We start from the raw sequence: 26,355 nt of genomic DNA on the forward strand, positions 1-26,355 counted from the left end.
AAGGTGGAGGGCCACATCGAATACCTGGGCACGGCCTTGAAGGGCAAGAAATCCTTCGAGCTGGTCAAGGACAAGCTGGCGATGGTGCCGGAGGGGCGCGGGGTATTTACCCGCATGAGCATCCAGGAAAACCTGTTGATGGGGGCCTACACCAGCAACGACAAGGGCCAGATCGCGGCCGACATCGACAAGTGGTTCGCGGTCTTCCCGCGCCTGAAGGAGCGGGCGGGGCAGATGGCGGGGACCTTGTCGGGCGGGGAGCAGCAGATGCTGGCCATGGCGCGCGCGCTGATGAGCCACCCGACGCTGCTGCTGCTGGATGAGCCGTCGATGGGCCTGTCGCCGATCATGGTGGAGAAGATCTTTGAGGTGATCCGCAATGTATCGGCGCAGGGGATCACGATCCTGCTGGTGGAGCAGAACGCCAAGCTGGCGCTGGAGGCGGCGCACCGGGGCTATGTGATGGAGTCTGGGCTGATCACCATGGAGGGCAAGGCCGGCGAGATGCTGAACGATCCGCGGGTCAAGGCGGCGTACCTGGGCGAGGGTTGAGACAGCACGCCCATCACGAACTGCATCGCCACGACGCCGCATGGGTGACCCCATGCGGCGTTTTTTTATGGTGTCCATCGGATTCGCCCTGGCGCCTTTGCTGTTAGGATTTATCGTTCACCGTTTATTCCCCCAGCAAGGAGAACTGTATGAGCCAGACAGACGTGAAGATCCTCGGCATTTCCGGCAGCTTGCGCGCCAAGTCCTATAACACCGCCGCCCTGCGGGCGCTGCATGAACTGCTGCCGCCGGGCGTGTCGTTGACCGAAGCCGATATTTCGGCCATCCCGCTGTATAACGACGATGTGCGCGAGCAGGGCTGGCCGCCTGCCGTGGAACGCTTGCGCGAGCAGATCGGACAGGCCGACGCCATCATCTTTTCCACCCCCGAATACAACTATTCGGTGCCGGGCGTGCTGAAAAATGCCATCGACTGGGCTTCGCGCCCTCCGCAGCAGCCGTTCGCCGGCAAGCCCGCCGCCATCATGGGCGCCAGCCCGGGCGTCATCGGCACCGCGCGCGCCCAGTATCACTTGCGGCAGATCGGCGTCTTCCTCGACTTGCAATTCATCAACAAGCCGGAGGTCATGATCGGCACTGCCGCCGAGCGTTTCGATGCCGATGGCAAGCTGGTCCACGAGCCTACCCGTGAATTCCTCAAGACCATGGTAACGGCGCTGGCCGACCGCGTGCGTTTCTTGCGCGACCGCAAGTGAACCTCGCGGTTCGATGCCATGGCATGGATGTCATGGCATCCATGCCAACGGCGCAGCCTGCATCATGCAGGCTGCGCTTTTTTCATCGCCAGGCTGCCGCTGCCGCGGCGGGATAGCATCAGGCGGCGTTGCGCCTGCGCACCTGGTTGTGCAGGCCGCGCACCTTGTCATGGTTGGCCAGCACACCCTGGTACTGGCGCTCCACGATCAGGCGCACATCGTTGGGCAGATCCAGGCTCAAGGCCTGCCGATACGCATGGATGGCGGCATCCTCGCAGCGTTCGCATTCGCTGAGGACGGTCTCATCGTCACGGCCCATGAGTGCAGCCTTCAGGGCCACCCATTGCCGATGCAGCGTGCCGCCGAAGGTGCTGTGGTTGGCCGGCTCCCCGCCCAGGCGATGCACCAGGTCTTGCAGCTCCAGCACGACCTGCCCGTATTCGGCGGCGCGTGCCATGAACATCTCCTGGTAGCGCGCATCGCGTTGTTCGGCATCCTCCGCGCAAGTGCGGAATCCCTTCTCGCCATCCTTGGAAATCTGGATCAGGTCGTTCAATGCGGAAATCAGATGGTCGTTGGTCATGATGGCCTCCTTGTGCCTGATCGCCCCGGCGGTCGCCGGGGCGACAACGGATGGTTCGGTGGGCGAACGGATGGGGCAACGCCATACAGCCGCGCCGGAAAATTCCAGCCGATGTGCCAGCCGATGCTGTTCGCCTTCCTTGTTGCGCATGCACATGCAATGCTGCTGGGCGAACGCGAGGTCCGAGGCCCAGTGCCGCCATCCTAGGCGTCGTCCTATGCGGCTGCCATCGGACGGCGGCGCATGCGGGCGTAGGAATGAAGGATTTTCGTCCGCAGGCTTGCGCCGGCGGTTGCCTGAAGCGCTGGAAGCCGCTCCTGTGGCGGACTTTCGCGTTGTCCTACAAGACAATCGGGGAGCGTCCTATAGAGCGCCGCCGTAGCCGGTTGTTAACATTTTCCCCATATCGCAAGGCTGACCCGATTCTATTTCCGGAGGTGTACCCATGAACAAGAAGACGATCACCGGCCATTTCCAGTTCGCTTTGGGCAAAGTCCAGGAGCGGCTCGCTTCGATGACGGGCAATGCCCAATGGCAGCAGGCTGCCATGCAGCGCCAGACCGACGGCAAGATCATGCATGCGGTGGGAGAAGCGCAGGAACTGATCAAGCGTTCATTGCGCCACCAGCGCGCCTCGATGTAAATGGGCCGCGCCCATGGCCTGCCAGCGCCCGCAGCGCCGGGGTAGTTTGTCCTACAGGTCAATGGGCTTGGGGCCTATAGGTGGCGCAGTGGGCTGCGGGTATCTTGGAGACCTCGGGATCGCGAGCCGCTGCGCAAGCAGATCGGGCATGGCGCCAGAACAGACGCGGCAAGGCAATCCGGCGCGATGAGAAGAAGATCAAGGGAGACGTTCATGGACAAGCTTGTGCTTGGATGGCTTTTGGGTGTGCCGGTGCTGACGCTGATCGTCCTGCAGTATCTGTTGTGAGCCGATGGCGGCGCGGTCAATGATGAACCCCGAATGAATGGAGGACAAGCATGCAGGCCAATAATCTGAAGACCGTTCGCAACGATGTACGGGCTTTGTTGCAGCAAGCCCAGGATCTTTTCGCCGAAGCGGCCGCAGCCACCGGCAAGAACGCGGACGAATTGCGCGCGAAAGGGCAGCAGGTGCTGGATCAGGCATTGAATACCGCCCAGGACGCGCAGTCCGCAGTGATGCATGCCGGCCGCCAGATCGTCACCACCACCGATGATTATGTGCAGTCCAATCCCTGGCGGGCGATCGTCATTTCCAGCGGCATCGGCCTGCTGGTCGGGTTGGCGGTGGGCCGTTGCGCCGAGCGGGATTGAGTCCGCCGGCGAGCCGGCAGGGCCAGCGGCAAGGCCGATGCGCATGAACCACGACATCAGAAGAGAAAGGAGTGAGCATGGCGAAGAATTCATCGCTGGCATCCGTCCAGCACAAATCTGTCCAGCACAAGCAATCCTTCCGTCTCGATAAGGAATCCATCCGTGCCGCGGCCAAGGAGGTCGATGACGGGGCGGTGACCGACGGCTATCGCGGCAACCGCCAGGAAGTGCTGGCCATGCTCAACGATGCGCTGGCCACTGAATTGCTGTGCGTGTTGCGCTATAAGCGCCATTACTACACAGCCAAAGGCATGGAGAACGAGTCCGTCAAGGCCGAGTTCCTGCAGCATGCGCAGCAAGAGCAAGAGCATGCCGACAAGATTGCCGAGCGCATCGTGCAGCTTAACGGCGAGCCGGATTTCAATCCGGCGACGCTGTCCCGGCGCAGTCATGCCGAATACGACGAATCGCACGGCATCAAGGAAATGATTCGCGCCAACCTGGTCGAGGAGCGGGTGGCGATAGAAGCGTATCGCCAGATGATCGAACGCATCGGCGACGGCGACCCGACCACCCGGCACATGCTGGTCCAGATCATGGCGCAGGAAGAGGAGCACGCCGACGACATGGCCGATTTGCTCAATCTTTGATGCGCGCTCCGGACAGTGCGGGTCGCCGGACCCTCAGGAAGACGCAAGGGAAATCCGGAGAAAGGGATATCTATTGTCAGGAAAAGAGAGAAAAGGAGAAATATGAAAACCATCATCGCAACCATGATCTTCGGCGTGGCCGCCATCGGCATGCAGGGTGCAGCGTCCGCGGCCGATCCGAATGCGGCCCAGTACAAGGCCGACAAGGCCAGGGCAGATGCCGACTACAAGATGGCCAAGAAGAAATGCGGCCCGCTCCGGGGCAATGACCAGGACGTTTGCGAGAAGGAAGCCAAGGCGGCGCATGAGTCGGCCCTGGCCGATGCCAAGGCCAAGCGCAAGAATGCCGAAGCCGACAAGGATGCCCGGAAAGACAAGAATGACGCCAATTACGACGCTGCCAAGGAAAAATGCGACGCAATGAGCGGCGACGCCAAGGATCAATGCAAGGCAGCCGCCAAATCCCAGTACGCCAAGTAGTGGCTTGAACAATAACGGGCCTTGGAGGCTGAACAGCCTGCCAATGGCCATTCCCGCACCGGTTTTTCTTTAGGAGAACATCATGACGTTCAATAAAATTTCCCTGTCCAAACGTTTCGCAGGCTTTTTCCTGGCGTTGTTGATGGTATCGCTGGTGGGCTGCGCTTCCAGCCCGGGCAAGGAGGGAACCGGCGAATATGTGGACGACGCCGTCATCACCACCAAGGTAAAGGCGGCGCTGTTCAATGAGCCGAACCTGGCGTCGTCGGAAATCAATGTCGAAACTTACAAGGGCGTGGTGCAGCTGTCCGGTTTCGTCTCCAGCGCGACGTCCGCCACTCGTGCGACCGAGCTGGCCCGTGGCGTGAAGGGCGTCGTATCTGTGCGCAATGACTTGCGGTTGAAACAGTAATAACGGCCTGGGAACAGGCCTGCCAGAAAGCGCAGCCGGCCCTGGGCCGGTTTGCGCTTGTTCGCTTCCAGAGCGCATCTGCGGCGGCCAGCGCGCTCCGGAAGCAGACAGGGAATGGGCTGTAATGTATAGTTGAAGGCCATTATGCCAAGGCATTTCAAGGTCGCTCCGACGGCCGCAAGGATATTGCGCAAGCAGGCCGGGCGCCGGCGCCATGGCTGCGATGCGCGGCCTGGCACGGCAGAAGCCGTGCGCAAGCGACGCCACAACGCAAGCAATGCCGCGGCATCATTATCACCGCTCAAATTACCATGACAAAAATACTTGTAGTCGATGACCATGCGGTCGTGCGGGCAGGTGTACAGCACTTCATCTCCGAAATTGCGACCATGGAGGTCGGGGGCGAAGCCAGTACCGCCGAAGAAGCGATCCGCCTGGTGCGTACCCAGGACTGGGATATCGTGCTGCTGGATATCGCCATGCCGGACAAAAGCGGCGTGGAGGTGCTCAAGCAGATCAAGCGTGAAAAGCCCGACTTGCCGGTGCTGATGCTGAGCATGCATCCCGAGAGCCGCTATGCGGTGCAGGTGCTGCGCAGCGGCGCCAGCGGCTATGTGCAGAAGGAGGCGCTGGCCACGGAACTGGTCAGCGCCATCAACACCATCCTGCGCGGCCATAAGTACATCAGCTACGGCGTGGCCGAACTCCTGACCAGCGAGCCTGTGGATTCGGAAAAACCGCTGCACGAGACGCTCTCCCAGCGCGAGTACGAGATTTTCTATAAGCTTGGGCAGGGCCAGGGGGTGACTCAGATCGCCGATGAACTATGCCTCTCGGTCAAGACGGTGAGCACTTACCGCTCGCGCGTGCTGCAGAAAATGAGCATGACCAACAATGCGGACATCATTTATTACGCGATCAAGAACAACCTGATCGATTGAGCATGGGTCATCCGGCCGTCGGTCCGGCGGGTCAGGCGACGGTTGCGGCAGACGCAGGCGGCATCGAGAAATAGTGCAGATCATGAACGACATCCTCAATTCCTGGGCGGAGTACGGCGCTGGCGACGCGCCCTTGCGGATCTTCCTGGTGGAGGATTCGGCGGATGTGCGAGAGCTGATCGTGGAAAGCCTGGCCGAAATCGCCGGCATCAGTCTGGCCGGCTACGCCGAGAGCGAGGCCGATGCCCTGCAGCATCTCCAGCACCACAGCTACGACGTATTGATCCTGGACATCCAGTTGAAGCAAGGCAATGGCATGAGCCTGCTGCAATCGCTGGCGCGGTTCGATGCCCGCAGCCAGAACGAGGTCAAGGTGGTGTTCAGCAACCATGTCAGCCCGACTTACCGCCGTGCTGGCCAGCAATGCGGCGTGGGGCACTTCTTCGACAAGTCGTCCGAGTTGCCGCTGTTGCACGATTTGCTGGAGAAGCTCGCGCGTGAAAAGATGGGCGTGGCAAGTTATGCGCCTGCCAATGCGCCGCCCGGCCCGGTGCTGCCCGGCAGCATCTGACCCATTTTCTTTTGCGGCATCATTGAATGTCCTGGCCGGGGGGGACGTTTCATCAATCGATGATCAATCGATGAAACAGGCCCCGGCAATGCCGCCTTTTCGGGGCTGTTCGGCGCGATCGCCATCGATTCAAAAAAAACAGCTTCAACAGAAGCAGGGGATTCCCGACGATGCAAAAGAAAAACAGCGGCCTTCGCCCGTCCTCGGCGGATATGCAAAAGAACTCCTCGGTCGAGCACTTTGCCGCTTCCCAATCCAGCTACAGCAGCATGGTGACATTGGCCATGGGACTGGCCATGGCGGTGGCCCTGTTCGGCATGGTGGTGCTGGCCGCCACCTTCCTGGAGGTCGAATACCGCAAGCTGCTGGCCGACCTGCTGGCGGTGAAGGAGGTCACGGCCGCCGGCTTCATCCTGGGCGGTTGCGCGCTGTACCTGCGTTGCGTGAACGTATCGGCGCATAGCGCGCGATTGGACCTGCTGGTCAATCTCCTGGCGCTGCTGCTGCTCGTGCTGGGCGGGGTTACGCTGGTGCATGGCAGCTTGTACGGGCTGGGCTGGCTGCCGGTGGATGCGGCGCATCCGATTTCCCCGCTGGTGATACCGCCGCTGCTGTCGGTGGGTTTCCTGCTGATGGCGGCGGTCCTGCTGCTGCACGACTGGCGCCTGCTGGGCGGCTATTATCCGTCCGAATACCTTTCCTTCGGCCTGATCGGACTCTCCGCGATCCCGTTGGTGGGCTATATCTACGGCGTGAGCCAGTTCATTTACTTCGATTTCTACCTGCCGGTGCCATTGCTGTCGGCGCTGGTGTTTGCGCTCCTGGGCGCAGCCCTGCTGATGGCCAGTCCCGGCCACCCGGTGATGGCGGTGATCATGCGCATCGCGCCGGGCGGCCAGATGCTGCGCCGGCTCTTGCCGCAGACCTTGTTCCTGCTGCTGGCCTTCAGCCTGTTGCTGAACTGGGGCTTGTCCAATGGCTGGGTCTTGCCGGAACTGCTGCTGCCCACGCTGACGCTGGTCAATGGCGCGATCATCCTGTTCATCTTCTGGAGTTCGGCCAGCAAGCTCGACAGCGAATACGGCGAACGCACGCGCAACGCGCAAAAGCTGGCCGAGACCAGCGCGCTGCTCAACGCGGTCAGCGAAAGCACCAGCGACCCGATCTTCGTCAAGAACCGCCAGGGCCTGATGATTTTCGCCAATCCGGCCACGCTGCAAAAACTCGGCAAGACCTGGGAAGAAACCATGTACCGTTCCAGCCGCGAGCTGTTCATGGTGGAGGAGGAAGCCGATCGCATCGACCGCGACGACCGGCGGGTGATGGCCTCCGGAAAACCGGAGAAGCTGGAGCAGACGCTTCATCTGCCCGAAGGCGTCATTACCTTCCAGACCGCCAAGGTGCCCTGGTTCGGCAAGGACGGCAGCGTGCAAGGGGTGATCGGGATCAGCACCGACATCACCGAGCGCAAACTGGCCGAGGATGTACTGCGCCAGCGCGAGAGCCAGCTGGAAAAGACCGTGGTGCAGCGCACCGCGCTGCTGCGCGAACTGACCAATCACCTGGAGACGGTGCGCGAAGAAGAAAAGCGCGCCATCGCGCGCGAGCTGCACGACAACATGGGGGCGTCGCTCACGGCCTTGTCGATGCATCTGGAAGGGGTCTACCAGGTGCTGCCGGCCGATGAGAAATGGATCGACCGCAAGACCCGCATGCAGGGCCTGCTCAAATCGCTGGTGGCGACCACGCGGCGCATCCAGACCGAGCTGCGCCCCAATACATTGGACCTGTTCGGTTTGAAGGCGGCGATTTCGGAGCAGCTAGACGACCTGCATGAGCGCACCGGCATCGCCTGCCATGCCAGCCTGCCGGACGAGGACGTGGCAGTCGGCCATGAGATGGAGATCGCCATCTACCGCATGCTGCAGGAGGCGCTCAACAACGTCACCAAACACGCCAAGGCCAGCAAGGTCGACGTGATCCTCGACATCGACGAGGACCACGTGGCGCTGACGGTGCGCGACGATGGCGTGGGCATTCCGGAGGAGCGGCGCGACAACCACAAGACCTACGGCCTGCGCGGCCTGCGCGAGCGGGCTACCTATTTCGGCGGCAAGGTCGATATCCGCTCCACTCCCGGCAAGGGGGCGCTGATCTCCATCAGCCTGCCTATCAGGCTGGAGATGGCGCCGACGGAAAGCTGAACGGCACTGGCCCGTCGGCGGTTTTCTTCATCGCGCGTTATTTCTTGGCCGGTGCCGTATTCCTGCGCCTGTTTCCGTTTTCTCCTACGTTCGAAAGAGCGGCTTTCTTATGCCGCTGGAAGGTGCTCGTCGTTACCATGAACTCATCGTCGCCACATGCCTGAATCGGGAACGGCGATCCCCGGCGGATCGGATATTCCTGTGCCGGGGCCTGTATCAACCATCCGAGTCAATCATCCGAGGAGAGATCATGAACAAGGACCAAGTCAAGGGTAGCCTGAAGCAGGCAGCGGGTAAGGTGCAGCAAAAGGCCGGCGAGGCAGCCGGCAGCCAGACCCAGAAAATCAAGGGTGTTTCCAAGCAAGTGGAAGGCAATGTCCAGAAAGCCTATGGCGATGCCAAGGAATCGATGAAGCGCTGACCGGACCCGCCGGGGAGGACAGGCTCCGGCGGGTAGGAAAAATCCTACAGGATAATCAGAAAGGGCTGATTTTGTGCTGCAGCATTTTCGGCGAACATATGTTCATCGTGCGGCAAAGTGAAAAATGCCCGTGATTTCCTGCCGATTGCATGGCGATTTGCCCACGGCCACAGAGGTGGCCTCCAGGGAGGGACCATGAAAAGAACACTACTTGGATTCTGCCTGCTGGCGGGAATATCTGCAGCAGCCTCGCAGGCCGGCGCCCACCGCCTCGACGCGCCATTGGCGGATGCGGCCTCGCGCTGGTCATCATCGGTGATGGAGCGTCACGCGCCGATGGACTCCACCCAGTTGCAGAAGCTGGGGCAAAAAAAATTCCGTTACATGGACATGGCCCAGGGCAAGCGGTCGAAATCGATTCGCAACGCGGTGATCGTCCGCGACCTGGCAGGCGCCAGGCAAGAGTGTACTGCGCAGCCGCAAACCGGGCAGCATAATTCCCATTTCCCTTCCCATTCCCCGTACCCTGTCGCGAGCATGCGTCCGATGACCTGATACCGCAGAGCTGCGGTAAGCGGATGCAAGCGATGTAACCCTTTCCGGTTTTGGCCTGCGATGAGGAATTTGAGTCGTTTTCGGGTATCTAATCTATTCCCACATATCAAGGAGGTGCCGTGATGAAAACAATTCAAAAAGTCGCTATCGCTGCTATCGCCGTGTTTTCCTTTTCGGCGTTGAGCGGCTGCAGCAACATGTCGCAACGTGACAAGAATACCGCCATCGGCGCGGGCGTCGGCGCCGTCGGCGGCGCCGTGCTGACCGGGGGCAGCGGCATCGGCACCGCCGGCGGCGCTGCCGTGGGCGGAGTGATCGGCAACCAGATCGGCCGCTGAGCAAGGGCCATGCACGAACCGCAGGCGGAGAAACGCCTGCCAGAAACAAACAGCCGGCTTAGGCAGGTAATGCCGTTCAGTTAAGCGCTGAACGGCATTTTTGTTTGTGCGGATCTGACTCCGTTCGCCCTGAGTAGCTGCGCAGCAGCGTATCGAAGGGCAGGCAAGAGCGGTAAGGCTGACACGCTGGCTTCGATACGGCCCTGGCGGGCCTACTCAGCCCGAACAGGTTCTGTGATGATTAGACTTGACTGAACGGCATGACGGCTTAAGCCGGCTTTTTGTTGAGGCCCGCGTCTGCCCTGTTCAGGAGGCCGGGGTAGTTTCTTTGTAATCCTTGTAGATGCGCCTGGCGCGTTCCATATCTGCTTTTTTCGCCGCGCCGGCTTCGTCCCGGCAGCTCCTGGCTTGCTTGCCGCGCATGCCCTTGCAGGTTTGCAGGGCCTCGCCATAGGCGGCGTTGGCTTCCTTGGTCAGGTTCCGGTAGCGTTCCTTGGGGGTATCGTCAGCCTTGTACCAGCGGGCCGGATCGGCCTTGCTGACGTCTTCTTCTGCTGCATGGGCAAAAGAGGCGCACAGTGACGCCGCGGCAACCAGGCAAGAGACTGCGAGAATATTTTTCTTCATAGACCCACCTCATGAGGGAAATTGGCATAAGCATGCGCATCGGCGCGGCCGTTGCAAAACAACACGACACGGCCGATGGCAGGGCGCAGGCGGCGCCGGACGCCCATCCGCAGGACGGATGTTATCAGGCTTGGTCTATGGAAACCCGTTCTATATCTTTCCCAGCAACAGCAGGATCAGAAGGATGATGACGATAGTGCCGGCGATGCCGCTGGGGCCATATCCCCAGGTGCGGCTATGGGGCCAGGTCGGCAGGACGCCGAGCAACACCAGGATCAGAATGATGAGCAGTATGGTGCCGAGTGTCATGGTTTTTCTCCTCTTGTTGTCTTATTGAAATTGTCGCCGCCGGTTCGCCGGCCAGCTGGTGCAAGTGAATGCAGCTTAGGCTCAAGGCTCTTGGGGCGCGATCAGCGTGCGCCGCGAATCCCTGTAGGAAAATGCGCCCGGCCTTGTCGCGCAAGCGGAAAGCGTCCAATGGTGCGAAATTTGCTATATCGTTCTGGCATGCCGCACCGGCGCCTGCGCCTGTTTTTATGGCGATGCATGTTTTTTGAGCGGCAATGGGTTACTATTCCGGCCGTCAATCGCATGCTGCTTCGCAGCGCAATCGTTGGAAACGGATCAGCGAGTTTGACTTGTTTGCGTTCTCACCAGAGCCGATAGCCAGTTCGTCCTTTCTATGAAGTCCGGTAGCCCATCGACATCTACCGCCCCCGCAGGCGGACGCCCGCTGCGTATCGTCATCGTCAATTCCGTGCCGCACCTGGAAGAAGACCATGACGAAGCCGCGCATGAGCAGGCGCGACAGCGGGCCGAAGCGCTGCGCGCCGGGCTGCTCGATGCCGGCTACAACATCATTGCCGCGCTGCCGGCCGACCTTTCGCTGCCGGACCGCATTGCCAGCCTGCAGCCGGACATGATCATCATCGAAGCCGAGTCCGACGCGCGCGACGTGCTGGAACATATCGTGATCGCCACCCGCGACGAACGCCGCCCCATCGTCATGTTCACCGAAGACGACGACACCTCCAGCATGGAAGCCGCCATGGCCGCCGGGGTGACCGCCTACATCGTGGCAGGCTTGCATTCAGAGCGGGTCAAGCCGGTGCTGGACGTGGCGCTGGCGCGTTTTCGCCAGGAGCAGAAACTGCTGGCCGAGCTGTCCGATACCCGTAACAAGCTGGCCGAACGCAAACTGGTCGAGCGCGCCAAGGGCGTGCTGATGGCGCGCAAGGGCTTGTCCGAAGACCAGGCCTACCAGAAGCTGCGCGGCATGGCGATGAACCGCAACCTCAAACTCTCCGAAGTGGCCCAGCGCCTGCTGGATGCCGAGGACCTGCTGGGCTGAACGCTTCTTTCCCGGTCGCTTTTCCCCTCCTTTCCCTGTTCCGCCAATTTGGTGCAAAGCACAAATGAAGTGCGGTGCGGCGCTCGTTTTGCTGGCGTTGCGCACTTTCGCCGAAACCTGTGCGCAACTGCCTTCGATGCTGCCGCGGATCCCGTTTTCATAGGCGATGGCGGGTATTCGGCTGCGTTTTGCATCCGTCTGGCACGGTCTTTGCTGAACGTACCCCGTAGCGCAACGAGTGCGCATAGGTGCGGCCAACGGAGGTTGCATCGCCCAAGACAAAGGCGTCTTTCGACATGAAGCGATTCATGTCGGGATACGCCTTTTTTCGTTTATCGGCTAGCAAGGGGGAAAATGCGATGGGTTTCCAGGAAGAGCAGGCGGGCAAGGCGGTGACCGGGGTAACCAATGGCGCGGAAGTGGATGCGACGCGCCGCAAGATCATTCATACCGCGGGCATCGCGGCGGGAGCGAGCATGATGGGTTTAGCCACCGGCGGCGTTTGGGCGGCCGGTTCCGACAAGCCGGAAAAGGAAGAGGTCAAGATCGGTTTCATTCCCCTGACCGACTGCGCTTCGGTGGTGATGGCTTCGGTGCTGGGCTTCGACAAGAAGTACGGCATCAAGATCGTGCCCAGCAAGGAGGCTTCCTGGGCCGGCGTGCGCGACAAGCTGACCAATGGCGAACTGGACGCCGCCCATGTGCTGTACGGCCTGATCTACGGCGTGCAGCTGGGCATCGGCGGCCAGAAGAAGGACATGGCGGTGCTGATGGGCCTGAACCACAACGGCCAGGCCATCACCCTCTCGAAGAAGCTGGCCGACAAGGGCGCCGTCGATGGCGCTTCGCTGGCCAAGCTGATGCAGGCCGACAAGCGCGAATACACCTTCGCCCAGACCTTCCCTACCGGTACCCACGCGATGTGGCTGTACTACTGGCTGGCGGCCAACGGCATCAATCCGATGAAGGATGCCAAGGTGATCACCGTGCCGCCGCCGCAGATGGTGGCCAACATGCGCGTGGGGAACATGGACGGCTTCTGCGTGGGCGAGCCCTGGGGCCATCGCGCCATCGTCGACGGCGTGGGCATCACCGCCACCACCACCCAGGACATCTGGAAGGACCACCCGGAGAAAGTGCTGGGCACGTCGCTGGAGTTCGTCAAGAAATACCCCAACACCTGCCGCGCGATGATGGCCGCCATCATTGACGCCAGTAAATGGATCGACGCCTCGCTGACCAACAAGAACAAGATGGCCGAGGTCATCGCCGACAAGTCCTATGTCAACACCAGCAAGGACGTGATCGACCAGCGCATCCTGGGGCGTTACCAGAATGGCCTGGGCAAGACCTGGGACGATCCCAACTACATGAAGTTCTACGACGACGGCACGGTCAATTTCCCGTACCTGTCGGACGGCATGTGGTTCATGACCCAGCACCGCCGCTGGGGCCTGTTGAAGAGCGATCCCGACTATCTCGCCGTGGCCAAGGCGGTCAACCAGATCGACCTGTTCAAGGACGCCGCCGCGATGACCAAGACGCCGGTGCCCAAGGATGTCATGCGCACCTCCAAGTTCATGGACGGCACCGTGTGGGACGGCAAGAATCCGGCGGCCTATGCCCAGTCGTTCAAGATCAAGGTCTGATCGTCGGCGCATGCCGGCGATATGCGGCGCGCCGAGGGAGGCGCGCCGATGCGATTGAAGTTCCAACAGGAAGGGAGTCGAAATGAGCGCAGTCATGGAGAACATCATGGGCGATAACGCCAAGCCGGCCGCCGGGGCGCCGGCCGCGGCACGCGGCGCCGATGCCGCCAACGAGGCCAAGGCGCTCACGCCTGCGCCGGCTGCGGCGCAGGTTCGCCCGGCCAGGCGCCGCATCGCCGCCGGCGGCGTTTTCATGCGCATCGTGCCGCCGCTGCTGGGAGTGGCGGTGCTGGTGCTGGTCTGGCAGATCATCGCCTTGAAGAACAGCAGCTTTCCGACGCCGCTGGCGACGCTGCAGGAAGCATTGAACATGTTCTCCGATCCCTTCTACCGCAACAGCCCCAACGACCAGGGCATCGGCTGGAACGTGCTGGCGTCGTTGCAGCGCGTGGGCGTGGGCTTCGGCCTGGCGGCGCTGGTGGGCATCCCGCTGGGGTTCGCCATCGGGCGCGTGCAGTTCCTGGCGGCCATGTTCGGGCCCATCATCAGCCTGCTGAAACCGGTCTCGCCGCTGGCCTGGCTGCCGATCGGCCTGCTGGTGTTCAAGTCGGCCAACCCGGCGGCGATCTGGTCGATCTTCATCTGCTCGATCTGGCCGATGATCATCAACACCGCGGTGGGCGTGCAGCGCGTGCCGCAGGACTACATGAACGTGGCGCGCGTGCTGAACCTGCCGGAATGGAAAATCCTGACCAAGATCCTGTTTCCCTCGGTGCTGCCCTACATGCTGACCGGCGTGCGGCTGTCCATCGGCACCGCCTGGCTGGTGATCGTCGCCGCCGAGATGCTGACCGGCGGCGTGGGCATCGGCTTCTGGGTCTGGGATGAATGGAACAACCTGAACGTGCCGCACATCATCATCGCCATCGTCGTCATCGGCGTGGTCGGGCTGATCCTGGAGCAGGCGCTGGTGGCGCTGGCCAAGGCCTTCACCTATGAGCAGGTCAGCAACTGAAACCGAACGCGGGGGACATCATGGAAAACATCAACGGCAAATTCATCGACATCCACGGCGTGGAAATGGTGTTCAACACCAAGAAGGGCAGTTTCCATGCGCTGCGCGACATCAACCTGACGGTTGCCAAGGGCGAGTTCGTTACGCTCATCGGCCACTCCGGCTGCGGCAAGTCGACGCTGCTGAACCTGATCGCCGGCCTGACCCGGCCCAGCGAAGGCGTGCTGCTGTGCGCCAACCGCGAAATCGGCGGCCCGTCGCCGGAGCGCGCGGTGGTGTTCCAGAACCACTCGCTGCTGCCCTGGCTGACCTGCTACGAGAACATCCACCTCGGCGTCGAGCGCGTGTTCGGCGCGCAGGAAGACCGCACCCAACTGCGCGACCGCACGCGCGCCGCGCTGGCGCTGGTGGGCCTGTGGGCGGCCGAGACCAAGCGCCCAAATGAAATCTCCGGCGGCATGAAGCAGCGGGTGGGCATCGCCCGCGCGCTGGCGATGGAACCCAAGGTCTTGCTGATGGATGAGCCGTTCGGGGCTCTCGATGCATTGACGCGCGCCCACCTGCAGGACGAGCTGCTCAAGATCGTGGCCAAGACCGAGTCGACAGTGGTCATGGTGACCCACGACGTCGACGAGGCCGTGCTGCTGTCGGACCGCATCGTGATGATGACCAACGGCCCGGCCGCCACCATCGGTGAAGTCCTGGAGGTGAAGCTGGCACGTCCGCGCGAACGCGTGGCGCTGGCGCAGGATGCGCAATACTCCGCGTACCGCACCGCGGTGCTGGAATTCCTGTACCGCAAGCAGGCGCATCCGGCGCGCGAAGCGGCCTGATCCTTCATCGCAGAGCGACAGAGTGGAGGTAAGCTATGACCAGCCAGACCGCCGGGCAGGACGCACGGCTCATGTCGCCTTGCCGTCCGGCCGCGGTAAATGATGCGTCAGCCGTCTCGCCCGCGATGGCGGTCGTGGGCGGGGATGACGACGCCGATGCCGATGTCATCCCCTTGTCGGGCGAAGTGTTTGGCATGCTGATCAACCTGTCGGGGCGCCGCCGCTTCACTTCGCAGCGCCTGGTGCTGTACGCGGTGCTGGGTGCGCAAGGGCATGCAGACGCTACCGCTACCGCGCGCGAGGCGCTGGCGTTGTTTCGCGGCGCCCACGCCATGTTGCTGAAACGATCGGGCGACTTGCCCGGCGTGTTCTGTCCGGAGCTGGAAGATGCTTATTTCGGCAAGGCCGGCGGCGATGCGCGCATCACCGGCTTTGCCGAACTGGCCGGCCGCACGCTCAACGCCATCGACGACAAGCTCAAGGCGGCTCCCGAGCTGCTGGCCGAACTGGTCAAGGAAACCACGCCGCTGCTGGCGGTGCTGAACCAGATCACGGCGATCTACGAAGAGCAGTCCAGGAAGCACGCGCGCCTGATGCGCAAACAACTGCGCGGCATCATGACCAACATCGAGACCATCGCCCGCGAAGCCAAGATGGTGGCCTTCAATGCACGCATCGTCGCGGCCCGTTCAGGCCTGGCGGGCAAGGAGTTTTCGGTGGTGGCCGGGGTGCTGTCGGACATTACCGGCGAGATCGACGATCTGGTCAAGGCGGCGCTCAGCGGCGCTGCTGCCTGAATCAGCATTCGATAGTGGGAAATCGAATTTGTGTTCTAATCCGGGCAACATGAGCCTCGGCCGGCAGGTCGGGGCAATGTCCAGGGAGAACACATGAGAAAGCTCAATGAACAGCGCCTGGCCTATTTCTTCGAGGCGGTGCAATGCGGCAGCGTGCGCGCCGCCGCCGACAAGCTCGATATCGCCCCGTCGGCGGTGAGCCGGCAGATTGCGCTGCTGGAGCAGGAAGTCGCCATCCCCGTGATGGAGCGCCACCGGCGCGGCGTGGTGCCGACCGAGGCCGGGCAGCTGCTGATCGACTACTACCGCGAGCAGGGCGCCCACCAGGCCGACCTGTTGTCCAAGCTGCAGGGCCTGCGCGGCCTGAAACGCGGCCACGTCAGCATCGTCATCGGCGAGGGGTTCGTCAGCGATTTCATGAGCCAGCCCATGGCTTACTTCGCGGCCCGGCATCCGCAGATTTCGATTTCCATCGACCTGGCCGGCACCAACGAGGTCTTGCGCCAGGTCGCCGAAGACCAGGCCGAGATCGGGTTGGTCTATAACCCGCCCAGCGATCCCAAGATCGTCTCGCGCGCGGTGCAGCCGCAGCCGATGCAGGTCATCGTCGGACCGCAATCGCCGCTGCGCAACAGCAAGTCGTGCAGCCTGAAGGAACTGACCGAATACCCGATCGGCCTGATGCACGAATCCTACGGCACGCGCCAGCTGCTGGCGCTGGCGGAGTATGCGGCCAAGATCAAGTTCAATCCGCTGCTGAGCACCAATTCCATCAATGTGCTCAAGCACTTCGTGAAGTCCGGCCAGGGCATCACGCTGCTGCCGCGCTTTTCGGTGTCGACCGAGCTGGCCGCCGGCGAGTTGCTGGCCATTCCCATCGACAGCGACGTGCTGACCACCGCCGAGGTACACCTGATCACGCGGGTGGGCCGCAAGCTGTCGGTGGCGGCCAACCGGCTGCTGTCGTATTCCAGTTCGCTGATGCAGGCCTTCCAGGTCACCAGCTGAGACCATCCTGCGTTCTGTTAATTAGAACAAAAACCCAGTTTCCTTGTAATTGATCCGTACCGCCTCTGCTTGCACACTGCATTCACGACCGGCGCATGACATGCCGGTCCGATCCGATGAATCTTCAGGGAGCGTGCATGGAACAGGCAGGAACGATAGCGACGGTCGGCGTGGCCGGTCTGGGCAACATGGGCAGCGGCATGGCGCGTTCGCTGCTGCGCGCGGGCTACAAGGTGGCGGGCTTCGATCCGTCGCCGGCGGCCTGTGCCGCGTTGCAGGCCGATGGCGCGGCGATCGCCTCCTCGGCGGCGGAACTGGCGGGGCAGGTCGAGCTGCTGATTTTGTCGCTGCCGACCTCGGATGTGGTGGAGGCGGTGGTGCTGGGCGCGGGCGGCGTGCTGGAAGGCGCGCGCCGCGGCCTGCTGGTGGTGGATACCACCACGGCCGATCCGAACAGCACCCGCAAGGTGGCCGCAGCCCTGGTCGAATGCGGGCTGCGCTTCATCGACGGCCCTGTCAGCGGCGGCCCCAAGGGCGCAGCCACCGGCGCCATGACTATGGTGCTGGGCGGGGATGCCGGCGATATCGCCGCCGCCATGCCGGTGCTGGAAGCCATCAGCGCCAAGCGCGTGCATGTGGGGCCGGTCGGCGCGGGCCACGTCACCAAGCTGCTCAACAACCTGATGTGCGGCGCCCATCTGCTGGTGGCCGGCGAGGCCGCGCGCATCGCGCGTGAAGCCGGACTCGATGCGCAGCAGATCTTCGAAGGCATCAACGCCGGCTCCGGGCGCAGCGGCGTCACGCAGGTCAACTATCCCACTTGGGTCTTCAACGACGCCTTCAACTCTGGCTTCACCATGAAGCTGATGCGCAAGGACATCCGCCTGGCCATGGGGCTGCTGCAGGAGCTGCGCGTGGATGCGCCGCTGTCGGCCGAAGCCGGCCGCCTGTGGGCTTTCAGTGCCGACAGCATCGCCGATGGCGAAGACTTCAACCGCATCGTACAGCTGGGTGAAGCGATGAACGAATAAACACCGGCGCCGCCGGATCATTTCCAGATCGTTTCCAGATATTTTCCACTCAAGGTTTCAGGAGCAAGCAATGCAATTGAATGAATCGGAACACCTGCTGGCCGCGTTCGCGCATTTCTTCCCGGGCGCGACCACCATCGGTTCCTACGTCGGCGGCCAGCTGGTGGCGGGCGATGGCCCAGCCGTGCAACTTCATAGCGCCGCCAGCGGCCGTCCCAGCCTGGCGTATTGCGATGCCGGCGCGGGCGTGGTGGAGCAGGCCGTACGCGCCGCCGCCGCCGCGCAAAAGCAGTGGTGGACGCTGACCCATGCCGCGCGCGGGCGCATCGTGTTCGCCGTCGGCCAGCAGATCCGCAACCATCTCGAACCGCTGGCGCAACTGGAAGCCATCAGCGCCGGCAAGCCGATCCGCGACTGCCGTGGCGAGGTCGCCAAGGTGGCCGAGATGTTCGAGTACTACGCCGGCTGGTGCGACAAGTTCTATGGCGATGTCATCCCGGTGCCGACCACGCACCTGAACTACACGCGCCGCGAACCTGTCGGCACGGTGCTGCAGGTGACGCCCTGGAATGCGCCCATCTTCACCTGCGGCTGGCAGGTGGCGCCCGCCATCGCCATGGGCAACGCGGTGCTGTTGAAGCCTTCGGAGCTCACGCCGTTTACCTCGCTGGCGGTGGCTGCGCTGGCCGAGCAGGCCGGCGTGCCGGCCGGCCTGATCAACGTACTGGCCGGTTATGGCCACACCGTGGGCCAGGCTGCGATCGACAATCCGGCGGTGAAGAAGGTGGTGTTCGTAGGTTCGCCCGCCACTGGCAAGAAGATCGCCGAAGCCGCCGCGCGCCGCTTGCTGCCATGCGTGCTGGAGCTGGGCGGGAAGTCCGCCAACATCGTGTTCGAGGATGCCGACCTGAAGCGTGCCTGCCTGGGCGCGCAGGCGGCGATCTTCTCTTCGGCCGGGCAAAGCTGCGTGGCCGGTTCGCGTCTGCTGGTGCAACGCTCCCTGTATGAGCGTTTCGTCGACATGCTGGCCGGCGGCGCCGCGCGCATCAAGGTGGGCTCGCCGCTGGACGACGGCACCGAAGTCGGGCCGATTTCCAACAAGAAGCAGTACGAGCATGTGATCAGCATGATCGCCGAGGGCGTGAAGGCGGGCGCGAAGCTTGCTACGCCACCGCAGCAGGCGGGCGAGGGTTTCTTCGTGCGGCCGACGGTGCTGGCGCATGCGACCAACGAGATGGACGTGGCGCGCACGGAGATCTTCGGCCCGGTGGTGGTGGCCATTCCCTTCGATACCGAAGAGGATGCGGTGCGCATCGCCAACGACAGCGACTTTGGCCTGGCCGGCGCGGTCTGGACCAACGACATCGCCCGCGGCCACCGTGTGGCGGCGCAGGTCAACGCCGGCACTTTCTGGATCAACGGCTACAAGACCATCAACGTCGCTTCGCCTTTCGGCGGTTACAACCAGAGCGGCTACGGCCGTTCCAGCGGCGTCGAGGCGCTGCATGAATACACCCAGACCAAGAGCGTGTGGGTGGAGACGGCGGCGGCGCCGGCCGCGGCGTTCGGCTACGTATAAGCCGGATGCGGTTGCGCTGGCAATGCGCCATGTGTCATGTGCCATGCGCGGGCGGGGAGGCCGGCGCATGGCGCTGCAGGGCAGCGGCAATACACGAGGTAAACACGAGGTAAAACGACACGACATCACCCCCCGTCCGGCAACGCGACGGGGCCGGATCAACGCGATGCAGTACTTCATCCACAGCGGGAGAGCAACATGCAGGCAGCAGCGACATCGGTATCGGCAACACGGCAGGGGCAGCAAACCTGGAAGCTATACGCCTATGCGGCGCTCATCCTGATCATCGCCGAATGGATAGGATCGGCCACCCTCAAACTCGGCCCCGGCAAGATCGTGCTGCTGCCCATGGTGTGGGCGCTGATCATGGGCGCCGCGCTGGGCCTGTTCAGCCGCCGCTTGCCGGGCGGCGTGGCGCTGACGCAGCCGATGCAGTTCCAGGCTGCCGCCATCCTGCAGCCGGCGCTGCTGCTGTTCGTCGCCAAGCTGGGCCTGATGGTGGGAAATTCCCTGCCCAAGCTGGTCGAGTCGGGCTGGGCGCTGGTGTTCCAGGAGTTCGGGCACTTCGTCGGCACCATCGTGATCGGCCTGCCGCTGGCGCTGCTGCTGGGCATCAAGCGCGAGGCCATCGGTGCTACCTTCTCGGTGGGCCGCGAGCCCAGCCTGGCCATCATCGGCGAGCGCTACGGCATGGATTCGCCGGAGGGCCGCGGGGTGTTGGCGGAGTACATCACCGGCACGCTGTTCGGCGCCGTCTTCATCGCGGTGTTCGCCGGCTTCATCGCCAGCCTGAACATCTTCCACCCCTATTCGCTGGCCATGGGCGCGGGCGTCGGTTCGGGCAGCATGATGGCGGCCGCCGCCGGCGCCATCGCCGCGCTGCAGCCGGCCGATGTCGCCAAGGACGTGGCCACCTTTGCCGCTGCCAGCAACCTGATCACCACCACTATCGGCACCTACTTCACGCTGTTCATCTCGCTGCCGCTGGCGGTGTGGGGCTACCGCGTGCTGGAGCCGCTCATCGGCCGCACCAATTCCGCCTCCACGCCGCCGGACGACGGCCTGCACAAGGAAACGCATCTCGACACCGCCGAACTCGGCCTGGCCGGCCGCATCAGCGCCTGGGTCTTCGCCGGTGTGCTGACCATGGTCGCCAACTGGATCGCTTACAAGGTGACGCCGCTGGCATCGCTTGCTTGTATTGCGTTGATGGTGGCGGTGGTGTTCGTCGGCGACCAGCTGCGCAACCTGACCGGCAAGAAAGTGCCGGCCGTGTGCTGGGTCACGCTGGTGGCGATGTTCCTGACTTCGCCGGCCTGTCCGTGGGCGGCCGCCATTGTCGACCTGACGGCGAAGGTGAACTTCCTGGCCGTCATCACGCCGATGCTGACCTTCGCCGGCCTGTCGATCGCCAAGGACATTCCCGCTTTCCGCAAGCTGGGCTGGCGCATCGTGCTGGTGTCCTTTGCGGCCAATGCCGGAACCTTCATCGGCGCCACGCTGATCGCAGAGTTCTTCCATCGCTGATCATCCGTACGCCGGAAATGCAAAAGCCGTTCGAGAGAGTTAATGCCGTTCAGTTAAGTACTGAACGGCATTTTTGTTTGTGCAGTCCAGACTCCGTTCGCCCTGAGTAGCTGCGCAGCAGCGTATCGAAGGGCAGGCAAGAGCGCTAACGCTGGCGCGCTGGCTTCGATACGGCCCTGGCGGGCCTACTCAGCCCGAACGGGGGGGCTGTGATGAGTGTTTCAGAATTAGTCTTAACTGAACGGCATTAGCCCGAGAGAGGGCGGTGTTCTTGTCGGCAGGCTGCGGTTCAGCGCATGCCCTTGTAAGCCGACCATGCCACCAGCAGCCACGCCGCCAGGAAGGCGGCGCCGCCGATGGGTGTGATCGCGCCCAGCACGCGGGTGCCGGTCAGCGCCAGCAGGTAGAGGCTGCCGCTGAAGATGACTATGCCGGCCAGCATCAGGTTGCCGGCCCAGCGCATCATCGCGCCGCCGAATCTGGGCAGCAGCAGGGCGACGGCGATCATGCCCAGCGCATGCATGGCCTGGTAGGTGACGGCGGTATGCCAGACTGCCAGCATGTCCTCGGAAAGCATCTTCTTCAGGCCGTGCGCGCCGAAGGCGCCGCAGCCCACAGCAATGAACATGTTGATGGCGCCGGCGACGACCAGGGGGCGTTCATTCATGGATCTATCCTTGTTGGCAATGTTTTCCGTCGGGGGGCGCTCAGAACCGGATACGTTGGCTTTTTCCGATCCGGTATTCATGCCTGAGCACGAACTGCGAAGTCGCGATCATGCCTGACAGGCCGAGGATCAGTTGCGTGAGCGTATCCTGCGGTAGTACCCAGACGGTGCCGGCCGGAGACGCCGCGCCGGTGGCGGCGCTGATCACCGGGTTGACCCATGAGGCTTCTTCGCTCACGTCCAGCAGCACCTGGCCTTCGGTCGTGGTGTGCAGGTAGATTTCGCCGCCCAGTTCCAGCGCGAAGCAGATGCCCTGGCCGGCGTTGGCCGTATTGAGCTTGTTGCGCCAGACGACCGCCTGCAATTCGCGGTTATAGGTCTCGATCCAGGTCTCGACCTCATGCGCGTTCTGCAATACGATCCACGGCCGCGGCGCCGGAACGGTATCGGCGCCGCTGACGGCGTCATCGGGAAACAAGGGATCGGGCGGCTGGTCGGACATGGTTGGCAATCGGGATATCGAAAACCTGCGGATGAAAAGCGGAAGTATATCGGATCGCGTATCGTCGGGCGCAAGCGCAGGGTTCGTCTTCGGCAATCCGCAGGGCAAAGCCCGATGCTGTGGCGGGCGAGCCATGCGTTCGTGCATTGTGCTTGCCGGAACGCCCGGCCGGCGTTAGCGTAGCGGCTCCGGCTGCCTTTGCAGCTTCATTTCCACGACAAGAAAAACATGCGCCGACACATACTGCTGCTTACGGCGTGGCTCTTCGCCGCCAGCGCCGCCAATCTCCACGCCCAGCAACTGGCGATGGATCTTAACGAATCGGTGACATCGATCGATGTCACGGTCAAGGATCTCTACGGCAAGGAAGAAACCGGAAAGGTCGTGATTACGCAGTTCAAGCCGGATGGTCCCGGACCATTCCCCATCCTGATCCTGAACCACGGCCGCAGTCCGACCAACCGGCGCGACCCGCCGCGCGTGCGTTATACCAGGCAGGTGCGCTACTTCATCGAGCGCGGCTTTGCGGTATTCGAGCCGACCCGCATCGGCTACGGCCAGTACAGCACCCAGTTCGACCCGGAAGACAGCGGCGGTTGCAGCAGCAAGGACTACGCGCCCATGGCCAAGGCCGCCAGCACGGAGATCCTGGCGGTGCTGGACTATGCCAAGCAGCAGCCCTATGTCGATGCGCAGCGCGTGTTGCTGGTAGGGCAATCGGTGGGCGGTTATTCGACGGTTGCCACCGCCGCGTTGGCGCCGGCCGGCCTGGTCGGCGCCATCAACTTCGCCGGCGGCTCCGGCGGCGATCCGGTCGGGCATCCGGCCAACCCCTGCCAGCCGGGACGCATGGAAGACATGTATGCCCAATTCGGCAAGACCGCCAAGGCGCCCATGCTGTGGATCTATACCGAGAATGACCTTTATTTCGGCCCGTCCTATAGCAAGTCCTGGCACGCGGCTTTCGTGAACGCCGGCGGCACGGCCGACTACCATCTGCTGCCGCCGTTCGGGAAGAATGGACACTTGCTGTTTTCCAACGGAGTGGATATCTGGTCGCCGATCGTGTCGGCGTTCCTGGAAAAATTGGGGTTTGCGGGGCAGCCGCTCAAGCGGTAAAGGGAGATGGCGCGCGCGCCTGATTTTGCGTCCCTATGATCAGCTCAGGCTAACAGGTCTGGAGGACGGCCTCAGAAATGGCAGAAAAATACACGCCGCTAGAAAAACAAAAAGGGCTCCAGCGAACTGGAGCCCTTTTTTCTACTTCTGAATTTCTGGTAGGCCGTGCGGGACTCGAACCTGCGACCAACGGATTAAAAGTCCGCTGCTCTACCAACTGAGCTAACGACCCGAAAGACCGCAATTATAGGCAAACTTCATTGGCGGTGTCAAATCCTTGCGTAAAACGCTATACAACAGCCGGTTTGCTGCCAGGGCCCTTATTTCAGCGTGGGCAGGCGTTCCTTGGCGGTTTGCGCGGCCGGGCTGTTCGGGTATTTGGCGATCAGTTGCTCCAGCGTTTTCCTGGCGGCGGCCTTGTCCTTCAGTTCGGCTTGCGAGCTGCCGATGTTGAGCATGGCGTCGGCTACCTTGGGATTGTCGGGGTAGTTCTTCACGACATTCTGCTGGGCCGCGATGGCGCCCTTGTAGTCGCGCTGGGCGTACAGGGAATTGCCTTGCCAGTACTGCGCCGAGGCGGCGTAGCCCGATTGCGGGTAGCGTTTGATGAAGTCGCCGAAGGCATTGGCCGCGCCCTTGTAGTCGCCGCCCTTGAACTGGGACAGCGCGACATCGTAGGCCTGCTGTTCGGAGACGCCGACGGCAACCGTCTGGCCGTCGACATTGACCTGTTGCGGTTCGAGCTTGCGCAGGCGCGCGTCGAGGTCAACGTAAAAATCTTTTTGCCGCTGCTGGGCGTTGGTGACCTCGTTGGTCAGCACTTCGATCTGGCCGCGCAGCGCCGAGATCTGCGATTGCAGGTTGTCGTTGCGGTCGGAGAGTGTGAGGACGCTGTTCTTGTCGGCCTTGTTGTCAATGTCGTGCTGCAGGGCTTCGATCTTGGCGCGGATCTCCAGGATCGCCTTGCGCGCCTCGTCGTCGCCAAACAGGGCAGCGTGGGCAGTGAGCGGTAAATAAGCCGTGGCAGCCAGTACGGCTGCCACGGTTACCGATTTCAGTTTGAAAGCGGTACGCATGTCGATCACTGATAAGCGATGTCGGCGCGACGGTTTTCAGCGTAGGAGGCTTCGTCCTGGCCCAGGGCCTTCGGCTTTTCCTTGCCGAAGGATACGGCTTCGACTTGCGACTCCGACACGCCCAGCAGCACCAGTGCCTTGCGCACGGCTTCTGCACGCTTCTGGCCCAGGGCCAGGTTGTACTCGGCGCCGCCACGATCATCGGTGTTGCCCTGGATGATCACCTTGCGGTCCTTGTGGGCCACCAGGTACTTGGCGTGGTTTTCAACCACGGAGCGGTATTCGTCCTTGACGGTGTAGCTGTCGTAGTCGAAGTAGACGCTGCGCTTGGCCAGAACGCCTTGCGGGTCGTTCAGCGGATCGGCGGAGCCGGCGTTGACGGTGCCGACGGCGCGCATATCGGCGCCGCTGCCGGAACCGGCGCGGTTTTCAACAGGGGCGTTCTTGTCGTCCAGTTTGGTGGACGAGCAAGCGGCCAGCAGAACAGCGCTGGAGACGATGAGGGCGAGGGTGCTGATGGTACGCATTTTGGATTTCTCCTTGTCGTGATGAATGTTAATGTTGGATTTCTTTATTTCATTTCATGAACGGACCCCAAGTCGGTTCCCTGATATCTCCGACTTGCGTTGTCAGACGCTGCTTGACACGGCCATCGACAGATACGATGGCAAGGGATCCGCGACGACCAGCTTCCGTCGCGTACATAATGTATTTGCCGTTGGGGGCAAAGCTGGGCGATTGGTCGCGGCTGCCGTCGGACAGGCGCTGTTCCTGGCCGTTGGTCAGGTCCAGCGCGTACAGCTGGAACTGGCCGTCGCGGCGCGAGATGAAGGCCAGCGTCTTGCCGTCGGGCGAGATGCGCGGGCTGATGTTGTAGCTGCCGTTGAAGGTGACGCGCTGGGCGCTGCCGCCGTCCACGCCGACCTTGTAGATCTGCGGGCCGCCGCTGCGGTCGCTGGTGAAGTAGATGCTGCCGCCGTCAGGCGAGAAGCGCGGTTCGGTGTCGATACCGGAGGTGTTGGTCAGGCGGCGCAGGCCGGAGCCGTCGGCATTGATGATGTAGACCTGGGTCAGGCCGTCGCGCGACAGCGCCACCGCCAGGCGCGAGCCGTCGGGCGACCACGACGGGGCCGAGTTGCTGCCCTTGAAATTGGCGACGACGGAGCGTTGGCGGGTCACCAGGTTCTGAATGTAGATGATCGGTTTCTTGGCTTCGAACGAGACGTAGGCGACCTTGGTGCCGTCGGGCGACCAGGCCGGCGAGATGATGGGCTCGTTCGAAATCAGCGCGACCTGCCGGCCTTCGCCGTCGGCGTCGGCCACTTCAAGGCGGTATTCGCTGCCCGATTTGGTCACGTAGGAAATGCGGGTCGAGAAGATGCCGGGGATGCCGGTCAGCTTCTGGTAGATGTCGTCGGCGATCTTGTGCGCGGTCAGGCGGATCAGTTGCGGCTGGCTGCCGAAGGATAGCGCCGAGAGCTGGCTCGACTGCACGGTGTCGAACAGGCGGTAGCGCACGTCGAAGCGGCCGTCGGCCAGGCGCTGCACGCTGCCCACCGCCAGTGCGTTGGCGCCGCGCTTTTGCCAGTCGGCGTAGTTGATGACGGACGAATCGGACAGCGCGTCGCTGTTGTCGATCAGCTTGAAGATGCCGCTGCGGGCCAGGTCGGCCTTGACGATGGAAGTGATCTGTTGCGGCGCGGCTTCTTCGCCGGGAAAGGCGGCCACGGCGACGGGAATCTGGGTCGCGCCCACGCCGGTGATCTCGAAGCGCAACTGCGCCTGCGAAGCCGGCGCAAAGGACAGGCTGGCGGCGGTGACGGCAATGCTGGTCAGGTAACGGACATTTATCATC

The 26,355-nt window shown here is 62.7% G+C and carries 31 protein-coding genes and 1 tRNA gene; 23 read left to right on the forward strand and 9 right to left on the reverse strand.

Going from position 1 to position 26,355, the window contains the following annotated elements:
• Together FB598_RS17655 and FB598_RS17660 are read left to right on the forward strand one after the other, a co-directional pair.
• Nucleotides 1-552, forward strand: a 552-nt coding sequence (locus FB598_RS17655; protein ID WP_141917465.1) for an ABC transporter ATP-binding protein, incomplete at its 5' end; no start/stop codon positions are given.
• Nucleotides 553-701: 149 nt separating this feature from the next.
• Nucleotides 702-1,268 carry an NADPH-dependent FMN reductase gene (locus tag FB598_RS17660; protein WP_141917463.1) on the forward strand — a complete coding sequence of 189 codons (567 nt, stop codon included), beginning with the start codon at nt 702-704 and terminating at the stop codon, nt 1,266-1,268.
• A 118-nt stretch (nt 1,269-1,386) separates the two neighbouring features.
• On the opposite strand, the gene FB598_RS17665 is transcribed toward FB598_RS17660, so the two are convergent.
• Nucleotides 1,387-1,851, reverse strand: coding sequence for a PA2169 family four-helix-bundle protein (locus tag FB598_RS17665; RefSeq protein ID WP_141917461.1), 465 nt, complete (start codon nt 1,849-1,851; stop codon nt 1,387-1,389).
• A gap of 445 nt (nt 1,852-2,296) precedes the next feature.
• Here FB598_RS17665 and FB598_RS17670 point away from each other — a divergent pair, with 445 nt between their 5' ends.
• From FB598_RS17670 to FB598_RS17720, 11 genes are all read left to right on the forward strand, one after another.
• Nucleotides 2,297-2,494: a CsbD family protein gene (locus tag FB598_RS17670; protein ID WP_141917458.1), complete on the forward strand. Its 198-nt coding sequence runs from the start codon at nt 2,297-2,299 to the stop codon at nt 2,492-2,494.
• 338 nt (nt 2,495-2,832) lie between these two features.
• Nucleotides 2,833-3,147, forward strand: a complete 315-nt coding sequence (locus tag FB598_RS17675) for a YqjD family protein (protein ID WP_141917456.1) — start codon at nt 2,833-2,835, stop codon at nt 3,145-3,147.
• A 77-nt stretch (nt 3,148-3,224) separates the two neighbouring features.
• Nucleotides 3,225-3,797, forward strand: a complete 573-nt coding sequence (locus tag FB598_RS17680; protein ID WP_141917453.1) for a bacterioferritin — start codon at nt 3,225-3,227, stop codon at nt 3,795-3,797.
• Between the two features lie 102 nt (nt 3,798-3,899).
• Nucleotides 3,900-4,277 (forward strand): cell envelope biogenesis protein TolA, encoded by a 378-nt coding sequence (locus tag FB598_RS17685; RefSeq protein ID WP_141917451.1) that lies wholly within the window; start codon nt 3,900-3,902, stop codon nt 4,275-4,277.
• Nucleotides 4,278-4,359: 82 nt separating this feature from the next.
• Nucleotides 4,360-4,689 carry a BON domain-containing protein gene (locus FB598_RS17690; protein WP_141917449.1) on the forward strand — a complete coding sequence of 110 codons (330 nt, stop codon included), beginning with the start codon at nt 4,360-4,362 and terminating at the stop codon, nt 4,687-4,689.
• 311 nt (nt 4,690-5,000) lie between these two features.
• Nucleotides 5,001-5,630 carry a response regulator transcription factor gene (locus FB598_RS17695; protein ID WP_141917447.1) on the forward strand — a complete coding sequence of 210 codons (630 nt, stop codon included), beginning with the start codon at nt 5,001-5,003 and terminating at the stop codon, nt 5,628-5,630.
• An 82-nt stretch (nt 5,631-5,712) separates the two neighbouring features.
• Nucleotides 5,713-6,201, forward strand: a complete 489-nt coding sequence (locus FB598_RS17700) for a response regulator (protein WP_141917444.1) — start codon at nt 5,713-5,715, stop codon at nt 6,199-6,201.
• A gap of 170 nt (nt 6,202-6,371) precedes the next feature.
• Nucleotides 6,372-8,405, forward strand: coding sequence for a PAS domain-containing protein (locus FB598_RS17705; protein WP_141917442.1), 2,034 nt, complete (start codon nt 6,372-6,374; stop codon nt 8,403-8,405).
• A 250-nt stretch (nt 8,406-8,655) separates the two neighbouring features.
• Nucleotides 8,656-8,826 carry a CsbD family protein gene (locus FB598_RS17710; protein WP_141917439.1) on the forward strand — a complete coding sequence of 57 codons (171 nt, stop codon included), beginning with the start codon at nt 8,656-8,658 and terminating at the stop codon, nt 8,824-8,826.
• Nucleotides 8,827-9,021: 195 nt separating this feature from the next.
• On the forward strand, nt 9,022-9,381 hold the full coding sequence (locus FB598_RS17715) for a hypothetical protein (RefSeq protein ID WP_141917437.1): 360 nt from the start codon (nt 9,022-9,024) through the stop codon (nt 9,379-9,381).
• Nucleotides 9,382-9,503: 122 nt separating this feature from the next.
• Entirely contained in the window at nt 9,504-9,719 is a 216-nt protein-coding gene (locus FB598_RS17720) for a glycine zipper 2TM domain-containing protein (RefSeq protein WP_141917434.1), read from the forward strand.
• Between the two features lie 306 nt (nt 9,720-10,025).
• On the opposite strand, the gene FB598_RS17725 is transcribed toward FB598_RS17720, so the two are convergent.
• Together FB598_RS17725 and FB598_RS17730 are read right to left on the reverse strand one after the other, a co-directional pair.
• On the reverse strand, nt 10,026-10,346 hold the full coding sequence (locus tag FB598_RS17725) for a hypothetical protein (RefSeq protein ID WP_141917431.1): 321 nt from the start codon (nt 10,344-10,346) through the stop codon (nt 10,026-10,028).
• A 150-nt stretch (nt 10,347-10,496) separates the two neighbouring features.
• Complete coding sequence (locus tag FB598_RS17730) at nt 10,497-10,655, reverse strand: DUF3309 family protein (RefSeq protein ID WP_141917428.1); 159 nt, start codon at nt 10,653-10,655, stop codon at nt 10,497-10,499.
• 373 nt (nt 10,656-11,028) lie between these two features.
• Here FB598_RS17730 and FB598_RS17735 point away from each other — a divergent pair, with 373 nt between their 5' ends.
• The 9 genes from FB598_RS17735 to FB598_RS17775 all read left to right on the forward strand — a co-directional run bounded on the left by FB598_RS17735 (nt 11,029) and on the right by FB598_RS17775 (nt 21,136).
• A complete protein-coding gene (locus FB598_RS17735) occupies nt 11,029-11,697 on the forward strand; it encodes an ANTAR domain-containing response regulator (RefSeq protein WP_141917426.1) in 669 nt (222 codons plus the stop codon).
• Between the two features lie 359 nt (nt 11,698-12,056).
• The gene (locus FB598_RS17740; RefSeq protein ID WP_370455040.1) at nt 12,057-13,346 is read left to right on the forward strand and encodes a CmpA/NrtA family ABC transporter substrate-binding protein; all 1,290 of its coding nucleotides are present in this window, start codon (nt 12,057-12,059) and stop codon (nt 13,344-13,346) included.
• Between the two features lie 82 nt (nt 13,347-13,428).
• Nucleotides 13,429-14,361, forward strand: coding sequence for a nitrate ABC transporter permease (ntrB, locus tag FB598_RS17745; RefSeq protein WP_141917423.1), 933 nt, complete (start codon nt 13,429-13,431; stop codon nt 14,359-14,361).
• 20 nt (nt 14,362-14,381) lie between these two features.
• A complete protein-coding gene (locus FB598_RS17750) occupies nt 14,382-15,194 on the forward strand; it encodes an ABC transporter ATP-binding protein (RefSeq protein ID WP_141917421.1) in 813 nt (270 codons plus the stop codon).
• Between the two features lie 125 nt (nt 15,195-15,319).
• Complete coding sequence (locus FB598_RS17755) at nt 15,320-15,991, forward strand: methyl-accepting chemotaxis protein (protein WP_141917482.1); 672 nt, start codon at nt 15,320-15,322, stop codon at nt 15,989-15,991.
• Nucleotides 15,992-16,084: 93 nt separating this feature from the next.
• A complete protein-coding gene (locus tag FB598_RS17760; RefSeq protein ID WP_141917418.1) occupies nt 16,085-16,999 on the forward strand; it encodes a LysR family transcriptional regulator in 915 nt (304 codons plus the stop codon).
• A gap of 137 nt (nt 17,000-17,136) precedes the next feature.
• Nucleotides 17,137-18,030, forward strand: a complete 894-nt coding sequence (locus FB598_RS17765) for an NAD(P)-dependent oxidoreductase (RefSeq protein ID WP_141917416.1) — start codon at nt 17,137-17,139, stop codon at nt 18,028-18,030.
• Between the two features lie 70 nt (nt 18,031-18,100).
• Complete coding sequence (locus tag FB598_RS17770) at nt 18,101-19,609, forward strand: aldehyde dehydrogenase family protein (RefSeq protein WP_141917413.1); 1,509 nt, start codon at nt 18,101-18,103, stop codon at nt 19,607-19,609.
• 198 nt (nt 19,610-19,807) lie between these two features.
• Nucleotides 19,808-21,136: a DUF3100 domain-containing protein gene (locus tag FB598_RS17775; protein ID WP_141917411.1), complete on the forward strand. Its 1,329-nt coding sequence runs from the start codon at nt 19,808-19,810 to the stop codon at nt 21,134-21,136.
• A 289-nt stretch (nt 21,137-21,425) separates the two neighbouring features.
• Here FB598_RS17775 and FB598_RS17780 read toward each other — a convergent pair whose 3' ends face one another.
• Nucleotides 21,426-21,803, reverse strand: a complete 378-nt coding sequence (locus FB598_RS17780; protein WP_141917409.1) for a DUF423 domain-containing protein — start codon at nt 21,801-21,803, stop codon at nt 21,426-21,428.
• 40 nt (nt 21,804-21,843) lie between these two features.
• Nucleotides 21,844-22,305 (reverse strand): hypothetical protein, encoded by a 462-nt coding sequence (locus FB598_RS17785; protein WP_141917406.1) that lies wholly within the window; start codon nt 22,303-22,305, stop codon nt 21,844-21,846.
• A 228-nt stretch (nt 22,306-22,533) separates the two neighbouring features.
• Here FB598_RS17785 and FB598_RS17790 point away from each other — a divergent pair, with 228 nt between their 5' ends.
• Nucleotides 22,534-23,424, forward strand: coding sequence for a S9 family peptidase (locus FB598_RS17790; RefSeq protein ID WP_141917403.1), 891 nt, complete (start codon nt 22,534-22,536; stop codon nt 23,422-23,424).
• Nucleotides 23,425-23,580: 156 nt separating this feature from the next.
• On the opposite strand, the gene FB598_RS17795 is transcribed toward FB598_RS17790, so the two are convergent.
• The 4 genes from FB598_RS17795 to tolB form a co-directional block, all read right to left on the reverse strand.
• Nucleotides 23,581-23,656 (reverse strand) — tRNA-Lys (locus tag FB598_RS17795).
• Between the two features lie 88 nt (nt 23,657-23,744).
• Nucleotides 23,745-24,500 carry a tol-pal system protein YbgF gene (gene ybgF / locus FB598_RS17800; protein ID WP_141917401.1) on the reverse strand — a complete coding sequence of 252 codons (756 nt, stop codon included), beginning with the start codon at nt 24,498-24,500 and terminating at the stop codon, nt 23,745-23,747.
• A gap of 5 nt (nt 24,501-24,505) precedes the next feature.
• Nucleotides 24,506-25,027 carry a peptidoglycan-associated lipoprotein Pal gene (gene pal / locus FB598_RS17805; RefSeq protein ID WP_141917398.1) on the reverse strand — a complete coding sequence of 174 codons (522 nt, stop codon included), beginning with the start codon at nt 25,025-25,027 and terminating at the stop codon, nt 24,506-24,508.
• 49 nt (nt 25,028-25,076) lie between these two features.
• Nucleotides 25,077-26,354, reverse strand: a complete 1,278-nt coding sequence (tolB, locus tag FB598_RS17810; protein WP_141917395.1) for a Tol-Pal system beta propeller repeat protein TolB — start codon at nt 26,352-26,354, stop codon at nt 25,077-25,079.
• Nucleotide 26,355 lies beyond the last annotated feature (1 nt).

This window comes from Herbaspirillum sp. SJZ106, from assembly GCF_006715495.1.
Taxonomy (GTDB): Bacteria; Pseudomonadota; Gammaproteobacteria; order Burkholderiales; family Burkholderiaceae_D; genus Herbaspirillum.

What these genes read in the sequence shown, in the direction of transcription:
- FB598_RS17660 (WP_141917463.1), top strand. Translation starts at nt 702, where the DNA reads ATGAGCCAGACAGACGTGAAGATCCTCGGCATTTCCGGCAGCTTGCGC.
- FB598_RS17665 (WP_141917461.1), bottom strand. Translation starts at nt 1,851, where the DNA reads ATGACCAACGACCATCTGATTTCCGCATTGAACGACCTGATCCAGATT.
- FB598_RS17670 (WP_141917458.1), top strand. Translation starts at nt 2,297, where the DNA reads ATGAACAAGAAGACGATCACCGGCCATTTCCAGTTCGCTTTGGGCAAA.
- FB598_RS17675 (WP_141917456.1), top strand. Translation starts at nt 2,833, where the DNA reads ATGCAGGCCAATAATCTGAAGACCGTTCGCAACGATGTACGGGCTTTG.
- FB598_RS17680 (WP_141917453.1), top strand. Translation starts at nt 3,225, where the DNA reads ATGGCGAAGAATTCATCGCTGGCATCCGTCCAGCACAAATCTGTCCAG.
- FB598_RS17685 (WP_141917451.1), top strand. Translation starts at nt 3,900, where the DNA reads ATGAAAACCATCATCGCAACCATGATCTTCGGCGTGGCCGCCATCGGC.
- FB598_RS17690 (WP_141917449.1), top strand. Translation starts at nt 4,360, where the DNA reads ATGACGTTCAATAAAATTTCCCTGTCCAAACGTTTCGCAGGCTTTTTC.
- FB598_RS17695 (WP_141917447.1), top strand. Translation starts at nt 5,001, where the DNA reads ATGACAAAAATACTTGTAGTCGATGACCATGCGGTCGTGCGGGCAGGT.
- FB598_RS17700 (WP_141917444.1), top strand. Translation starts at nt 5,713, where the DNA reads ATGAACGACATCCTCAATTCCTGGGCGGAGTACGGCGCTGGCGACGCG.
- FB598_RS17705 (WP_141917442.1), top strand. Translation starts at nt 6,372, where the DNA reads ATGCAAAAGAAAAACAGCGGCCTTCGCCCGTCCTCGGCGGATATGCAA.
- FB598_RS17710 (WP_141917439.1), top strand. Translation starts at nt 8,656, where the DNA reads ATGAACAAGGACCAAGTCAAGGGTAGCCTGAAGCAGGCAGCGGGTAAG.
- FB598_RS17715 (WP_141917437.1), top strand. Translation starts at nt 9,022, where the DNA reads ATGAAAAGAACACTACTTGGATTCTGCCTGCTGGCGGGAATATCTGCA.
- FB598_RS17720 (WP_141917434.1), top strand. Translation starts at nt 9,504, where the DNA reads ATGAAAACAATTCAAAAAGTCGCTATCGCTGCTATCGCCGTGTTTTCC.
- FB598_RS17725 (WP_141917431.1), bottom strand. Translation starts at nt 10,346, where the DNA reads ATGAAGAAAAATATTCTCGCAGTCTCTTGCCTGGTTGCCGCGGCGTCA.
- FB598_RS17730 (WP_141917428.1), bottom strand. Translation starts at nt 10,655, where the DNA reads ATGACACTCGGCACCATACTGCTCATCATTCTGATCCTGGTGTTGCTC.
- FB598_RS17735 (WP_141917426.1), top strand. Translation starts at nt 11,029, where the DNA reads ATGAAGTCCGGTAGCCCATCGACATCTACCGCCCCCGCAGGCGGACGC.
- FB598_RS17740 (WP_370455040.1), top strand. Translation starts at nt 12,057, where the DNA reads ATGGGTTTCCAGGAAGAGCAGGCGGGCAAGGCGGTGACCGGGGTAACC.
- ntrB (WP_141917423.1), top strand. Translation starts at nt 13,429, where the DNA reads ATGAGCGCAGTCATGGAGAACATCATGGGCGATAACGCCAAGCCGGCC.
- FB598_RS17750 (WP_141917421.1), top strand. Translation starts at nt 14,382, where the DNA reads ATGGAAAACATCAACGGCAAATTCATCGACATCCACGGCGTGGAAATG.
- FB598_RS17755 (WP_141917482.1), top strand. Translation starts at nt 15,320, where the DNA reads ATGGCGGTCGTGGGCGGGGATGACGACGCCGATGCCGATGTCATCCCC.
- FB598_RS17760 (WP_141917418.1), top strand. Translation starts at nt 16,085, where the DNA reads ATGAGAAAGCTCAATGAACAGCGCCTGGCCTATTTCTTCGAGGCGGTG.
- FB598_RS17765 (WP_141917416.1), top strand. Translation starts at nt 17,137, where the DNA reads ATGGAACAGGCAGGAACGATAGCGACGGTCGGCGTGGCCGGTCTGGGC.
- FB598_RS17770 (WP_141917413.1), top strand. Translation starts at nt 18,101, where the DNA reads ATGCAATTGAATGAATCGGAACACCTGCTGGCCGCGTTCGCGCATTTC.
- FB598_RS17775 (WP_141917411.1), top strand. Translation starts at nt 19,808, where the DNA reads ATGCAGGCAGCAGCGACATCGGTATCGGCAACACGGCAGGGGCAGCAA.
- FB598_RS17780 (WP_141917409.1), bottom strand. Translation starts at nt 21,803, where the DNA reads ATGAATGAACGCCCCCTGGTCGTCGCCGGCGCCATCAACATGTTCATT.
- FB598_RS17785 (WP_141917406.1), bottom strand. Translation starts at nt 22,305, where the DNA reads ATGTCCGACCAGCCGCCCGATCCCTTGTTTCCCGATGACGCCGTCAGC.
- FB598_RS17790 (WP_141917403.1), top strand. Translation starts at nt 22,534, where the DNA reads ATGCGCCGACACATACTGCTGCTTACGGCGTGGCTCTTCGCCGCCAGC.
- ybgF (WP_141917401.1), bottom strand. Translation starts at nt 24,500, where the DNA reads ATGCGTACCGCTTTCAAACTGAAATCGGTAACCGTGGCAGCCGTACTG.
- pal (WP_141917398.1), bottom strand. Translation starts at nt 25,027, where the DNA reads ATGCGTACCATCAGCACCCTCGCCCTCATCGTCTCCAGCGCTGTTCTG.
- tolB (WP_141917395.1), bottom strand. Translation starts at nt 26,354, where the DNA reads ATGATAAATGTCCGTTACCTGACCAGCATTGCCGTCACCGCCGCCAGC.